15 protein-coding genes are annotated in these 13,861 nt (G+C 69.1%); 9 read left to right on the top strand and 6 right to left on the bottom strand.

Features of this window, described 5'->3' with window-relative positions:
- Positions 1–17: 17 nt before the first annotated feature.
- Both coxB and GT007_RS03255 read right to left on the bottom strand, forming a co-directional pair.
- Complete coding sequence (gene coxB / locus GT007_RS03260; RefSeq protein ID WP_236571471.1) at positions 18–899, bottom strand: cytochrome c oxidase subunit II; 882 nt, start codon at positions 897–899, stop codon at positions 18–20.
- A gap of 150 nt (positions 900–1,049) precedes the next feature.
- The gene (locus GT007_RS03255; RefSeq protein ID WP_268894542.1) at positions 1,050–1,319 is read right to left on the bottom strand and encodes an ArsR/SmtB family transcription factor; all 270 of its coding nucleotides are present in this window, start codon (positions 1,317–1,319) and stop codon (positions 1,050–1,052) included.
- Positions 1,320–1,487: 168 nt separating this feature from the next.
- Between GT007_RS03255 and GT007_RS03250 the strand changes: the two genes are divergently transcribed.
- The 4 genes from GT007_RS03250 to GT007_RS03235 are packed head-to-tail and all read left to right on the top strand — an operon-like array spanning position 1,488 to position 4,910.
- On the top strand, positions 1,488–2,450 hold the full coding sequence (locus GT007_RS03250) for a metal ABC transporter solute-binding protein, Zn/Mn family (RefSeq protein WP_236571469.1): 963 nt from the start codon (positions 1,488–1,490) through the stop codon (positions 2,448–2,450).
- 8 nt (positions 2,451–2,458) lie between these two features.
- On the top strand, positions 2,459–3,160 hold the full coding sequence (locus tag GT007_RS03245; protein ID WP_236571468.1) for a metal ABC transporter ATP-binding protein: 702 nt from the start codon (positions 2,459–2,461) through the stop codon (positions 3,158–3,160).
- Positions 3,157–3,990, top strand: a complete 834-nt coding sequence (locus tag GT007_RS03240; RefSeq protein ID WP_160120136.1) for a metal ABC transporter permease — start codon at positions 3,157–3,159, stop codon at positions 3,988–3,990. The genes GT007_RS03245 and GT007_RS03240 overlap by 4 nt, the downstream gene beginning before the upstream one ends.
- Entirely contained in the window at positions 3,987–4,910 is a 924-nt protein-coding gene (locus tag GT007_RS03235) for a metal ABC transporter permease (RefSeq protein ID WP_160120135.1), read from the top strand. The genes GT007_RS03240 and GT007_RS03235 overlap by 4 nt, the downstream gene beginning before the upstream one ends.
- On the opposite strand, the gene GT007_RS03230 is transcribed toward GT007_RS03235, so the two are convergent.
- The 3 genes from GT007_RS03230 to GT007_RS22735 all read right to left on the bottom strand — a co-directional run bounded on the left by GT007_RS03230 (position 4,879) and on the right by GT007_RS22735 (position 6,762).
- Positions 4,879–5,550 carry a class I SAM-dependent methyltransferase gene (locus tag GT007_RS03230; RefSeq protein WP_236571512.1) on the bottom strand — a complete coding sequence of 224 codons (672 nt, stop codon included), beginning with the start codon at positions 5,548–5,550 and terminating at the stop codon, positions 4,879–4,881. The two genes, GT007_RS03235 and GT007_RS03230, sit on opposite strands and share 32 nt — an antisense overlap.
- A gap of 81 nt (positions 5,551–5,631) precedes the next feature.
- On the bottom strand, positions 5,632–6,564 hold the full coding sequence (locus tag GT007_RS03225) for a DMT family transporter (protein WP_236571467.1): 933 nt from the start codon (positions 6,562–6,564) through the stop codon (positions 5,632–5,634).
- A 66-nt stretch (positions 6,565–6,630) separates the two neighbouring features.
- The gene (locus tag GT007_RS22735; RefSeq protein WP_268894538.1) at positions 6,631–6,762 is read right to left on the bottom strand and encodes a hypothetical protein; all 132 of its coding nucleotides are present in this window, start codon (positions 6,760–6,762) and stop codon (positions 6,631–6,633) included.
- 287 nt (positions 6,763–7,049) lie between these two features.
- Between GT007_RS22735 and typA the strand changes: the two genes are divergently transcribed.
- The gene (gene typA, locus GT007_RS03220) at positions 7,050–8,891 is read left to right on the top strand and encodes a translational GTPase TypA (protein WP_160120133.1); all 1,842 of its coding nucleotides are present in this window, start codon (positions 7,050–7,052) and stop codon (positions 8,889–8,891) included.
- 277 nt (positions 8,892–9,168) lie between these two features.
- A complete protein-coding gene (locus tag GT007_RS03215) occupies positions 9,169–9,807 on the top strand; it encodes a hypothetical protein (RefSeq protein WP_160120132.1) in 639 nt (212 codons plus the stop codon).
- An 88-nt stretch (positions 9,808–9,895) separates the two neighbouring features.
- Here the strand turns inward: GT007_RS03215 and GT007_RS03210 are convergent, their stop codons facing one another.
- On the bottom strand, positions 9,896–10,207 hold the full coding sequence (locus GT007_RS03210) for a hypothetical protein (RefSeq protein ID WP_160120131.1): 312 nt from the start codon (positions 10,205–10,207) through the stop codon (positions 9,896–9,898).
- Between the two features lie 288 nt (positions 10,208–10,495).
- On the opposite strand from GT007_RS03210, the gene GT007_RS03205 reads away from it, so the two are divergent.
- Genes GT007_RS03205 through GT007_RS03195 form a run of 3 tightly spaced genes read left to right on the top strand, consistent with a single transcriptional unit; the run spans position 10,496 to position 13,860 of the window.
- Complete coding sequence (locus GT007_RS03205; RefSeq protein ID WP_160120130.1) at positions 10,496–11,284, top strand: VOC family protein; 789 nt, start codon at positions 10,496–10,498, stop codon at positions 11,282–11,284.
- A 5-nt stretch (positions 11,285–11,289) separates the two neighbouring features.
- On the top strand, positions 11,290–12,882 hold the full coding sequence (locus GT007_RS03200) for an ABC transporter substrate-binding protein (RefSeq protein WP_236571466.1): 1,593 nt from the start codon (positions 11,290–11,292) through the stop codon (positions 12,880–12,882).
- Positions 12,883–13,860 carry an ABC transporter permease gene (locus GT007_RS03195; protein WP_160120128.1) on the top strand — a complete coding sequence of 326 codons (978 nt, stop codon included), beginning with the start codon at positions 12,883–12,885 and terminating at the stop codon, positions 13,858–13,860. It abuts the gene before it with no gap.
- The last annotated feature ends 1 nt before the right edge of the window (position 13,861 follow it).

Genomic DNA, 13,861 nt, shown 5'->3' with positions numbered 1-13,861 from the left:
CCCTTGCCTCTCTTCTCTTAGCGCAGTTCGGCGATGGTGAGGGCGCCGGCATCAGCCGGAGCGGCGGGGGCGGCGGCCACGGCCTGCTCGGAAGCGGGCATGGTGCTGGCGAAGCGCTGGCGGGCGCTGGCCACCCAGGTTTCGAATTCGGCGCGCGGCACGGCGCGGACCTCGATGGGCATGTTCCAGTGGTTCACGCCGCAGATCTGGTTGCACTGGCCGTAATAGGTGCCCGGGCGTTCGGCGCGGAACCAGGTCTCGATCGTGCGGCCGGGGATAGCGTAGCGCTGCACGCCCAGCGAGGGCACGAAGAAGGAGTGGATCACGTCCACGCCCTGGGTGATGACGCGCACATTGGCGCCGGCCGGGATCACCAGGGGCTCATCCACCGACAGGTTGCGCAGCTGGTCGCCGCGGATGTCGGCCGCGTCGATCGGGCGGCTGTCGTAGTTGAAGCCGCCATTGTCCGGGAAGGCGTAGTTCCAGTACCACTGGCGGCCCTGCACCTGGATGGTGATGTCGGCCTCACGCGTCCGGTCCTCGAAGTAGACGAGGCGGAAGGACGGGATGGCGATCACCAGCAGGATCAGCACCGGCGCCAGGGTCCAGGCGATCTCAAGGCCCGTGTGGTGGCTGGTGGTGCTGGGCACCGGGTTGGACTTCGCATTGTAGCGGAACACCACCCAGGCCAGCAGCAGGCCGACGAAGATGGTGATGACCACGATGATCCAGAACACCATCTGGTTCAGATCATGGATCCGTTCCTTGATGACGCCACCGGCAGCCTGCAGGCCCATGCCCCAGGGGACGGGCGCGCCCAGCGTGGTTTCGGAGGCGAAAGCCGCCCCTGAGACCAGCAGCGCGGCCAGCGCCATCATCCCGACAAACAATCCGCGCATTCCGCTTCGCATACCGGCACAGTCCCCACAAAAGTGCGCACGCCTTGACCCCCATCAAGGACGAGGGCTTCCGGCCGGACCATAGTCGCAGCGCGGCGGCCGGACAAGGCATTGGCCTGTAACTGTCAGAGGTTTCAGGAGACGCCCTTTTCAGGCCTCCACCTCGGCGTCGCCCTCGGCCACATGGTCCACCATATCCGCCAGCATGGAGCGGATATGCGGGTCGCCAACCACATAGAACACCTGCCGCCCGCGCCGGTCCGCCTGCAACAGCCGCGCCGCGCGCAGCAGCCGCAGGTGGTGGGAGACGAGGCTGCCGGAAATCCCGAGCCTTTCCGCCATTTCCCCCACCGCCGCCGGAGCATCCAGGCAAGCCAGGATGATCTTCAGCCGTGTGGGATCGCTCATGAGGCGGAACATTTCCGCCAGTTCGACAACCTGGTCTTCGGGGATCCGCGCGGGAAGGGGCATGTAACACAGCATCCGTGGTTGCGACGCCCGCGTCCAGCGCCGATCCGCCTGGACGGGCAGGAATTCTGCATTCACACTCAAATGCAAGTCCTTGAAAATCCGGGAAAATCTGAAGACGTGAATAGCTATTCAGGCATAGGGGCTTCCAGCCTGCCGCGCCGCGCGCTGGCGGGGGCGCTGCTGGCCGGGCCCGCCAGCGCCCAGGGCCGGGTGCGCATCCTGGCCACCACGGCCATGCTGGCCGATGCCGTGTCGGCCCTGGCCCTGCCCGCCGCCCAGGTGGAAAGCCTGATGGGCGAGGGCACGGACCCCCACCTGTATCGCCCCACCCGCGCCGACACGGCCCGGCTGCTGGCCGCCGACCTGGTGGTGCTGAACGGCCTGCGGCTGGAAGGGCGGATGGATGAGGTGCTGCAGCGCCTGGCCCGCTCCGGGCGCCGCGTGCTGGCCATGGCCGAGTCGCTGCCGCGCGCCGAGCTGCGCTTCGCCCCCGAATTCCCCGATGCCGCGGACCCTCATATATGGATGGACCCGCTGCTGTGGGCACAGGCCGCGGCCAGCCTGGTGCCGGCGCTGGCGCCGCTGCTGCCCGGCGCGCCGCTGGCCGGGCGCCTGGCGGAATACCAGGCGCGGATGCGCCGCCTGCACGACTACGCCGCCACCGCCCTGGCCCCGCTGCCCGCCGGCCGCCGCGTGCTGGTCACGGCGCATGATGCCTTCGGCTATTTCGGCCGGCGCCACGGGATCGAGGTGGAAAGCATCCAGGGCCTGTCCACCGAGTCGGAGGCCTCCCTGCAACGCATCGAGCAGCTGGTGGCGTTGATCGTCGCGCGCCGCGTCCCGGCCGTCTTCGCCGAGGCCTCGGTGCCCGACCGCGCCATGCGCGCGCTGATCGAGGGGGCGGCTGCGCGCGGCCACCGGGTGGTGCTGGGGGGCCTGCTCTATTCCGATTCGCTGGGGCGGCCTGGCACCTATGCCGGCACGCTGGAGGGGATGCTGGACCACAACATCACCACCATCGCCCGCGCCCTGGGCGGCGAGGCGCCGCCGGGCGGGCTGCATGGGCGGCTGGCCGCATGACCGCCCCCATGCAGTTGCGCGGCCTGACGGTGCGCTATGGCGAACAGCTCGCTGTCCGGGACGTGAGCTGGTCCGTCCCGTCCGGGCTGGTCGCCATCATCGGCCCCAACGGCGCCGGGAAATCCACCCTGCTGAAGGCGGCGCTCGGCCTGATCCCGCATGAGGGCGAGGCGCTGTTCTTCGGCCAGCCGCTGGATGCCGTGCGCCACCGCGTGGGCTATCTGCCGCAGCGGCAGTCGGTGGATTGGGATTTCCCGGCCACCGCGCTGGATGTGGTGTGCATGGCCCGCCAGCCGCGCAGCCGCTGGTGGGGCCGCCTGCCCGCCGCCGAGCGCGCCGCCGCCCGCGCCGCCCTGGCGGAGGTGGGCCTGCAGGACCTGGCGGACCGCCCGATCGGCCAGCTTTCCGGCGGGCAGCAGCAGCGCGTGTTCCTGGCCCGCTGCCTGGCCCAGCAGGCGGACCTGCTGCTGATGGACGAACCCCTGGCCGCCGTGGACGCCGCGACAGAGCGCGAGATCATCCGCGTGCTGCGCCGCCTGGTGGAGGGCGGGCGCAGCGTGGTGGCGGTGCATCATGACCTGGCCTCGGTGCCGCATGTGTTCCAGCACGCGCTGATGCTGAACGTGCGCAGCGTGGCCGCCGGCCCAGTCGCGGAGGTCTTCACGCCCGAGACCATCGTGAAAACCTACGGCGCGCCCGTGGCGGCATGATCCTCAGCCACAACACCCTGATCGTGATGCTGGGCTGCGCCCTGCTGGGCGTGGCGGCGGGGGCGGTGGGCTGCTTCGCGCTGCTGCGCGGCCGGGCGCTGATGGCGGATGCCATGGGCCATGCCGCCCTGCCCGGAGTGGTGGGGGCGGCGATCGTCTCGGCCCTGATGGGGTGGGACCCGCGCGCCCTGCCGCCCTTGCTGCTGGGCGGGACCGTCGCCGGGGGGCTGGGGCTGTGGGCGGTGCAGGGGCTCTCGGCCACGCGCATCATCCGGCAAGACACGGCGATCGCGGTGGTGCTGGCCAGCTTTTACGCGCTGGGGGTGGTCGGGCTGTCGGTGGTGCAGGTGCTGCCGGGCGTGGCCCAGGCGGGGCTGAGCCATTTCATCCTGGGCCAGGCCGCGACCATGCGGGCGGAGGATGCCTGGGCCGCCGGGGCGCTGGCGCTGTTCTGCGTCCTGGCGGTGCTGGCGCTGTTCCCGCGCCTGACGGCGCTGTGCTTCGACGCGGAGTTCGCGGCCTTGCAAGGCCTGCGCGTGGCCTGGGTGGACGCGGCGCTGCTGGGGTTGATCCTGCTGGTCTGCGTGGCGGGGCTGCCGGCGGTGGGGCTGGTGCTGGTGGTGGCGCTGCTGGTGCTGCCGGCCGCCACCGCCCGGCTGCTGAACCGCCGCCTGCCGGGGATGTTCGCCACCGCCTGCGCCGTGGGCGGGGCCAGCGGGCTGCTGGGCGCGATGATCTCTGCGGGGCATGAGGGCTGGCCGACCGGCGCCGCGGTGGTGCTGGTGGGGGTGGCGTTCTTCGTCTCCGCCCTGCTGGTGCGCGGGCGATGACGGAATTCCTGCAACTGGACCTGCCCCCGCTGCTGGCCGCGCTGCTGGCGGGGGGCGTGTGCGGGCTGCTGGGCAGCTTCCTGGTGCTGCGGCGAGAGGCCTTGCTGGGCGATGCCATCACCCATGCCGTGCTGCCGGGCATCGTGCTGGGCTTCGCGGTCAGCGGCGCGCGCAGTGGGCTACCGGTGCTGCTAGGGGCGGGGCTGGCCGCCATGCTGGCCGCCTGGCTGATCGGGCAGTTGCGCACCCGCGCGCGGATGGAGGGCGGGGCCGCCACCGGCATCGTCTTCACCGGCTTCTTCGCGCTGGGGCTGGTGCTGCTGGAGGTGACGGGCGCCCGCAGCGTGGATCTGGACGTGGATTGCGTGCTGTTCGGCCAGATGGAAACCCTGCTGTGGCCCGAGGCCACGGGGCTTTCCAGCCTGATCGACCCGGTGGCGCTGGCCGCCCTGCCGCATGGGCTGTGGCTGCTGCTGGGGGTGGCGGCGCTGGCGGGGCTGACGGTCGCGGCATTGTGGCGGCCGCTGAAACTGCTGTGCTTCGACGCCGATTACGCCGCCGCCCTGGGCCTGCCGGTGCGCCGGCTGGAGGCGGCGCTGAACCTGCTGGTCGCCGCCGCCGCGGTCGCGGCGTTCGAGGCGGTGGGCAGCATCCTGGTGGTGGCGCTGCTGGTGGCGCCCGCGGCCGCGATGCGGCTGCTGACGCGGCGCTACCTCCGCCAGGTGCTGGGTGGGGCCGCGCTGGGGTCAGGGGTGGCGGTGCTGGGCTATGTGCTGGCCGGGCCGCTGCCGATGGCGCTGGGCGGCGTCACGGTGAACGCGGCGGGCAGCATCGGCGTGCTGGCGGGGCTGATGGTGGCGGGCGCCGCGCTGGTCAGGCGGGCCCGACTCAGCCGCCGTTGCGCACCCGCACCAGGGTGAACAGGCCGAACGGCGGGCAGGCCTCGCGCGCCTCGATCCGGGTCGTCTCGGGGTCCAGCAGGTCGGTCACCATGAAATCCGGGTGCCAGCCCAGCACGCGCGACAGCGGGGCCATCGTGCGCTCCAGCCACCAGCGGAAACCGCCTTCGGCCGCGAAATGGTTCATGAACAGCAGGTGCCCGCCCGGGCGCACCACGCGGGACATCTCGGCATACAGCTTCTTCGCGTCGGGCACGACGGAGGCCACGAACATCGCCGCCGCCACGTCGAAACTGCCGGAGGCGAAGGCCATGTTCTCGGCATCCATCTCCAGCAGGCCCTGGACATGGGTGAGCTTCTGGCCCTCCACCCGCTGGCGGGCCTTCTTCAGCATGTCGCGGGACAGGTCGATGCCGACCACATCCAGGTTGCGCCGGTATTGCGGCAGGGCGAGGCCGGTGCCCACGCCCACTTCCAGCACCCGGTTGCCGGGCAGCATGTTCACCACCTCCACCGCGCGGCGGCGGCCGATGGCGGAGACACCGCCGAACGCCACGTCGTAGATACCGGCCCAGCGGCGATAGGCATCGCGAACGGAAGCCGCGTCCAGCGCGGCGCGGGGGTGGTCCCGTTCTTCGCGGGAGAGGTGGAGCGAGGAAATGGCCGTGGTTCCCTTAGGGGAGGCAATGAAGGGAGCGTTAGCGCCGGGGGGGCGCCGTGTCCAGTCTGAGCAACATGCCTGTCACTTTTGCTGGGCCATGGCACCGGCCGGCAGGGCGCGCGGGCGGGCCGGCCAGATGGTCATCATGCCCCCGCCCAGGATGATGCTGGCGCCGATCAGCGTCCAGCGGTCCGGCACGTCGTTGAACACCAGCCAGCCGGACACCCCCGCCCAGATCAGCTGGAAATAGGACAGCGGCGCGAGCACGGAGGCCGGCGCGCGGGCATAGGCCAGCACCATGATGCCGTGGCTGGCGCCCCCCAGCACCCCCAGAGCCAGCATCGCCCCCCATTGCCCCAGGCTGGGCGGCACCCAGACGAAGGGCATGAACAGGCTGAACACCAGCGTGGCCGCCAGACCGGTATGCAGGATGGTGGTGCGCGAATCGTCCAGCATGGCCAGCTTGCGCGTCAGCACCGCATACAGCGCGAAGGCGGCGGCCGAGCCCAGCGGCAGCAGATAGGCGGGGTGGGGCGGGGCCTCTCCGGTGATGAAGGGCGGGCGGATGGCCAGCATCACCCCCAGCAGCCCGATCACCACGCCCAGCCAGCGCCGGGGGATCACCTTTTCCCCCAGGAACAGGGCGGCGGCAGCCACGGTCAGCAGGGGGGTGGCGAAATTCACCGCCGTGGCATCGGCCAGCGGCAGGAAATGCAGCGCCGAGGCGAAGAACAGCGTGCAACCGCCCAGCGCCAGGCTGCGCAGCGCCTGCAGCCCCGGCGCGCGGGACCGCCAAGGCAGGCTGCCCTTGCCCAGAATGGCGAGGAACCCCCACACCGCGATCGCCGAACCCAGGAAGCGCGCCCAGGCCAACTGCGGCACCGGCAGATGCGCCGCCATCAGCTTGAAGGTGGTGTCCATGCAGACGAACAGCACCAGCGCGAACATCTGCAACGCGATGCCGGCCGCGGGGCCACGCAGCCGCTGGCGCAGGAAAGATGAAAGGTTGTTCACCTGCCCAGTGTCTCGCGCCCGGCATGGCCGGACAAGCATTCAGAAGGGCAATGCAGCCCTGCGGCCTCAGTTCATATGCAGGGCGTGGACAATCATGATCAGGCTGAGCAACAACCCGCCGCCCAGCACCAGCGCCGGCAGCAGGGTGGGTGCGGCCGCCCGGGCGGTGGCGCGGCCTGCGGAATGGGGGCGAGACATCGGCGTTCTCCTACTCTGGCCTCGATAACAAAGCGCTAACGGGCCTCGGGTTGCCAATCGGAATCGACGATGGCGGGGATACGAAGCGCCTTTCGCGGGGGTGCCATGCGTCATGGCATCCCATCACTTGCCGAATCCCCCTGGCGTTTCGGCGCCGCATTCACTATGTGCGGCGCAGCGAAGGCGGCCCGGTGCCGCCCGAGACCCGCCCTTATGCCTGGCCACTGCCCCTCGAGGCTGGCCGCCGGCGCCCTTGGGCGGCGCTGCCAGATATAAGGAGCCGCGCCATGAGCGCCCCGCAAAACATTCGCAATGTCGCGATCATCGCGCACGTTGACCACGGCAAGACCACGCTGGTGGACAATCTGCTGAAGCAGGCGGGCGCCTTCCGCGCCAATCAGGCGGTGGCCGAGCGCGCCATGGACCGCAACGACCTGGAGCGCGAGCGCGGCATCACCATCCTCGCCAAGTCCACGGCCGTGGAGTGGAAGGGCGTGAAGATCAACATCGTGGACACGCCAGGCCACGCCGATTTCGGCGGTGAGGTCGAGCGCATCCTGTCCATGGTGGATGGCGCCATCGTGCTGTGCGACGCCGCCGAGGGCCCCCTGCCCCAGACCAAGTTCGTGCTGACCAAGGCGCTGGCCCGTGGCCTGAAGCCCATCGTGGTCATCAACAAGGTGGACCGCCAGGACGCCCGCGCCGACGAGGTGCACAACGAGGTGTTCGACCTGTTCGCCGCCCTGGGCGCGACCGACGAGCAGCTGGACTTCCACACCATGTTCGCCTCCGGCCGCCAGGGCTGGGCGGACCTGACCATGGACGGGCCCCGCAAGGACCTGTCGGCCATGTTCGACCTGATCCTGTCCCATGTGCCCGCGCCCAATGTGGACGCGAGCAAGCCCTTCGCCATGAACGCCTCCATCCTGGAGGCCGACAACTTCCTGGGCCGCATCCTGACTGGGCGCGTGGAACAGGGCGTGGCCCGGGTGAACATGCCCGTGAAGGTGCTGCGCCAGGACGGCAGCCAGGTGGAAGTGGGCCGGCTGACCAAGCTGATGACCTTCTCCGGCCTGGACCGCGTGCCGGTGGACGAAGTGCAGGCGGGCGACATCATCGCCATCGCCGGCCTGTCGGACGCCACGATCCCGGACACCATCTGCTCCCCGGAAGTGACCGAGCCGCTGCCCGCCATCCCCGTCGATCCGCCGACGCTGGCCATGACCTTCCGCATCAATGACGGCCCGCTGGGCGGCCGCGAGGGCAAGAAGGTCACCTCCCGCCAGATCCGCGACCGTCTGTTCAAGGAAACCGAGGGCAACGTCGCCATCAAGGTGACCGTCTCCAACGAGGTGGACGCCTTCGAGGTGGCCGGCCGCGGCGAATTGCAGTTGGGCGTGCTGATCGAGACGATGCGCCGCGAGGGCTTCGAACTGACCATCGGCCGCCCCCGCGTGCTGACGCGCGAGAACGAGGAAACCGGCGAGCGCGAGGAGCCCTTCGAGGAAGTGCTCGTCGACGTGGACGAGGAATTCTCCGGCGCGGTGGTCGAGAAGCTGGCCCGCCGCAAGGGCATGATGCAGGACATGCGCCCCTCGGGCGGCGGCAAGGTGCGCCTGACCTTCCACATCCCGTCGCGCGGCCTGATCGGCTACCACGGCGAGTTCATGACCGACACGCGCGGCACCGGCATGATGAACCGGCTGTTCCTGGGCTATCAGCCCTGGGCCGGGACCATCGAGGGCCGCGTGAAGGGCTCGCTGATCTCCAACTCCGATGGCGAGGCGGTGCAGTACGCGCTGTTCGCCCTGCAGGACCGCGGGCAGCTGTTCGTCGATCCGGGCGTGAAGGTGTACGAGGGCATGATCCTCGGCGAGCATTCGCGTGAGAACGACCTGGACGTGAACCCGATCAAGGAAAAGAAGCTGACCAACATCCGTGCCGCCGGCAAGGATGAGGCCCTGCTGCTGATCCCGCCCCGGAAGATGAGCCTGGAACAGGCCATCGCCTATATCGAGGAAGACGAGCTGGTGGAGGTCACGCCCTCCGCCATCCGCATCCGCAAGCGCTATCTGGACCCGCATGAGCGCAAGAAGCATGCGCGCCGTTCCGAGAGCGCGATGGCCTGATGTTCTGGCGGCGCAGCATGGCGCCGCCAATAGAGTTTCATCAATTCAGGGGGCGGCTTCCTTCATTTTGAATGGAAGCCGCCCTTTTTTTGTCACGGCGGCTAGAGCGGTTTCCGTTCGCACCGGCTCACGGCAACCGCTCTAGCTATTTGTTTTCACGATCATCTTTATCCGATCAGATGATTCCATCTGATCGGATGATGATCTAAATCCATCGGATCGTCGCTTGCACTGCCATGCGTCGCGCCAATAACCTGCCGCCACAGCGGAGGGCGAAATGGCCGAAGGCAGTCTGAAGAACTGGCATATCCGGTTCACGCCCTACAACACCGTCCATGTGGTGCATCAGCAGGAGAAGGTGAATTCCTGCGGCATCGCCTCTATCCTGATGATCAACTTCAAGTTGAAAAAAGGACTGATGGCGGCGGGCATGGCGGCCGGTGCCTTGATGAGCGTGGTGCCCGTGGCTGGCGGCTCCATGGGTCTCGATCTGGGGCGCCAGGCGCTGGACTATGCCGTGAAGACCGAGCCGCTCGTCTACAAGGTGTACGGCGATGTGGTCGGCACCGTGTATGACGGCACCGCCTACACCGATGCGAAGAACCACCCCGAAGTGCTGAAGCGCCTGGGCTGCGGCGCCTGGGAATTGTTCTGGGCCGGCCCCGCCGGTGTCAGCAAGGCGATCGCGGACGGCGTGGGCGCGGGCGCGCCCGTGATCGTCCACATCGCCTGGAAGGCCGGCGGCGGCCATTTCGTGGTGGTGGATGAGGTGGTGACGATCGGCGGCCTGCCCTGGGCCATGGTGAACGACCCGGGCGACGGGGACGTGCACATCACCCTGCTGCCCCCCGGCTCCCAGCCCAGCTACGACAGCGGGGCGGGCGCGTTCACCGGCTGGATCGTCCGGCGCAAATAAAAAAACCGGCCCTCCCGGTGCGGGAGAGCCGGTTCTTCAGGCCCCCATCCCCGGGGCATGGAACCCGGGAATGGCGCGCCTGTGGGGGTTAGCCCCGCACGCCGTTGGCCGGCACCCAGATGGTGCGGTCGCGGCCAGCCTGGTTCACCACCGCCGGCACCTTGCCGGCCAGGCCCTGCTGGGTGCTGGTGGAGTCGGCGTAGGTGATCACGGGGCGGCCTTCCTCATCCACGCCCGTCACCATGGCGAAGCCGCCACCCACGACATTGCCGCGCGCGGCCTGGCCGTACTCGACATGCTGGCTGGCGAAATCGCCGGTCAGGCGGGGGGCTTCCTCGGCGAAGGCGGCGGTGGAGGTCATCAGGACAGCGGCGGCGGCGGCCATCATAAAGCGGTTCATCTTCGGTCTCCTGTGTGATGGGCGGCGACCCGTCGCCGCCCTTCCGGTGAGGAGGGAGATGCACCCGGCTGCTCGGTTTTCCCAATCAAGCATAGGCATGATGCCCATACGCTGAGCGTATGATGCGAATTGCAACGGAAACGTCTTCGGCATGACACAAACGAGGAGGCTTTCCGGTCTGCAAAAGCCGTGGAAATCTGCGGGCTCCGGCAGCACGGCTGTGTGACTGCCATGTTGCGGTGCGGCAATTTTGATGCCTAACATCAGGGCACTCTGTGGGGGAGCACGATGCTCGAGACTCTGATCGGCCTCGACCATCTGGTCGTCGCCGTGCGCGACCTGGATGCGGCGGCGGCCGAATGGGCGGCGCTGGGCTTCACGCTCTCGCCCCGGGGCCTGCACAGCGCCCATATGGGCAGCGGCAACTACACCATGATGTTCGGCGAGGATTACCTGGAGCTGCTGGGCGTGGTGAACCCCACCCCCAACAATGTGGCGCTGCGCGATTTCCTGGCGGGGCGGGAGGGGCTGGAACGCGCCGCCTTCACCACCACCGATGCCGAGAAGGGCGCCGCCGCGCTGCGCGCCAAGGGCCTGTCGGGCACCAACGGCCCGGTGCATTTCGGCCGCCCCGTGCCCTTGCCCGATGGCGGCGAGGCGGAGGCGCGTTTTTCCGTCTTCCATTACCCGCGGGACGAGGCGCCGGGCGGCATGCGCATCTTCGCCTGCCAGCACCACACGCGCGGCGCAGTCTGGGTGCCGGAATTGCAGCGCCACCCCAATGGCGTGACGGGCATCAAGCGCGCCCTGGTCGCCACCGAAACCCCCGATGCGGCCGCCGCCCACTTGGCCCGGCTGATCGAGGGCGAGGTGCGCCAGGACGGCGTGTTCCGCGTGGTGGACACCGGACCCAATCGCGCCGGCATCGGCTTCGCCCCCCGCGCGGCCATCGCGGCATTGGCGCGATGTGAGGCGGCGGCCCTGCCCATCGAGGGCGGCGCCGCCATGATCCTCTCGACCCCGACGCCCAGGCCGCCCGTGTTCGCCACCGGCACGGCCGTGATCTTCGAAGGATGACCTCCATGACCGCACTCAACCGCCGCGACACGCTGCTGCTTGGCGCCGCCGGCATGATCCCCACCGGTGCCATGGCGCAGGAAACGCCCCGCAAGGGCGGCGTGCTGACGGTGCATTTCGCCACCGAGCAGCGCATCCTGAACCCCTCGCTCCAGGCCTCCACCGGCGTCTACATCGTCGGCGGCAAGATCCAGGAAGCCCTGGTGGACCTGGACAATGACGGCAACCCGGTGCCGGTGCTGGCCGAATCCTGGAAATCGAGCCCCGACGGCAAGACCCACACCTTCAAGCTGCGCCAGGGTGTCACCTGGCATGACGGCAAGCCCTTCACCTCCGCCGACGTGGCGTTCACGGCGATGGAGATGTGGAAGAAGATCCTGAACTACGGCACCACGCTGCAGCAGTTCCTGACGGCGGTCGAAACGCCCGACGCCCACACGGCCGTCTTCAAATACGAGCGCCCGATGCCCCAGGGCCTGCTGCTGCGCGCCCTGCCGGACCTGGGCTACATCTCGCCCAAGCACATCTACGAAACCGGCGACATCCGGCAGAACCCGGCCAACACCGCGCCCATCGGCACCGGCCCCTTCAAGTTCGTGCAGTATGAGCGCGGCCAGTTCATCATCGCAGAGCGCAACACGAATTACTGGCGCCCCGAGCTGCCCTACCTCGACCGTGTGGTGTGGCGGGTGATCAGCGACCGCGCGGCGGCGGCGGCGCAGATGGAGGCCGGGCAGATCCTGTTCAGCCCCTATTCCTCGCTCGCCATCTCCGACTTCCAGCGCCTGTCGCGCGATGCCCGGTTCGAGGTGACGACCAAGGGCAACGAGGGCAACGCCCGCACCAACACGGTCGAATTCAACCACCGCAACCCGGTGCTGGCGGATGTGCGGGTGCGCAAGGCGATCGGCCATGCGCTGAACATCCCCTTCTTCATCGAGAATTTCCTCGGCACCTTCGCCAAGGTGGGCACGGGGCCGATCCCGTCGGTTTCCACCGCCTATTACCCCACCAGCGGCATCCCGCAGATCGGTTATGACGTGGCGCTGGCCAACCGCCTGCTGGATGAGGCCGGGCAGCGGCGCGGCGCGGGCGGCGTGCGCTTTTCCGTCCGGCTGCTGCCGGCGCCCTGGGGCGAGGACATCTCGCTGTTCGCCACCTATCTCCAGCAATCGCTGCAACAGGTGGGCATCCGGGTGGAGATCGTGCGGCTGGACGCCGCGGGCTTCCTGCGCAGCGTCTACAATGACTGGTCCTTCGACCTGGCGACCGGCTGGCACCAGTACCGCAACGACCCGGCGGTTTCGACGACCGTCTGGTACCGCTCGGGCCAGCCCAAGGGCGCACCCTGGACCAACCAGTGGGGCTGGCAGTCCGACGCGATGGACCGCACCATCGACGACGCCGCCACCGAGGTGGACCCCGCCCGCCGCCGCGCCCTCTACGCCGAGTTCCAGAAGCTGGCCCAGACCGACGTGCCCATCCTGACGCCGATCGAGCAGATCTTCGTCTCGGTGTTCAACAAGCGGGTGCGCAACGCGGCGAACAATCCGCGCTGGGCTTCCTCCTCCTGGCACGACACCTGGCTCGCTTCCTGAATGCGGGTGCTGGCCCTCGCGGGGCGGCGGCTCGCCGCCTCGCTGCCCACGCTGGTGCTGATCCTGGTCGGGCTGTTCCTGCTGCTGCAACTCGCCCCGGGTGACACGGTGGACGCGCTGATGGCGCAGATGGGCGGCGGCGACGCCGCCCTGGCCGAGGATCTGCGTCGCTTCTATGGGCTGGACCTGTCGATCGCGGCGCGGCTGGGGCAATACCTGCTGCGGCTGGTCACGCTCGACCTGGGCTTTTCGGCCATCTACGGCAAGCCGGTGGCCACCGTGATCCTGGAGCGCCTGCCGGCCACCCTGCTGCTGATGGCCGCCGCCCTGTCCTTCGCCTTCTTCTTCGGGCTGGTGCTGGGCGTGCTGGCGGCGCGGCGGGTGAACCGCTGGCCGGACACGCTGATCTCCACCCTCGGCCTGATCTTCTATGCCACGCCCAGCTTCTGGTTCGGGCTGATGGCCATCGTGCTATTCAGCGTGCACCTGCAATGGTTCCCGGCCGGCGGCTTCTACGAGATCGGGGAGGGGCTGACGGGCCTGGCCCTGACGCTCGACATCGCGCGGCACCTGGTGCTGCCGACGCTGACGCTGGGGCTGATCTTCCTGGCCATCTACCTGCGGATCATGCGCGCCTCGATGCTGGAGGTGCTGAGCCTGGATTTCGTCCGCACCGCCCGCGCCAAGGGCCTGACGGAAACCCGCATCGTGACGCGCCACGTGCTGCGCAACGCCATGCTGCCCATGATCACGCTGATCGGGCTGCAGGCGGGCACCATGCTGGGCGGATCGGTGGTGGTGGAGACGGTGTTCGCCCTGCCGGGCCTCGGGCGGCTGGCCTATGAGAGCGTGGTGCAGCGGGACCTGAACACGCTGCTGGGTATCGTCTTCGTCTCGGCGCTGCTGGTCATCGCCATCAATTTCCTGGTCGATCTGCTCTACGCGAAGCTCGACCCACGCATCGTGTCGGGGGGCTGAG

Source organism: Rhodovarius lipocyclicus, from assembly GCF_009900765.1.
GTDB classification, from domain to species: Bacteria; Pseudomonadota; Alphaproteobacteria; order Acetobacterales; family Acetobacteraceae; genus Rhodovarius; species Rhodovarius lipocyclicus.
This window is presented reverse-complemented; position numbering and strand designations above follow the sequence as displayed.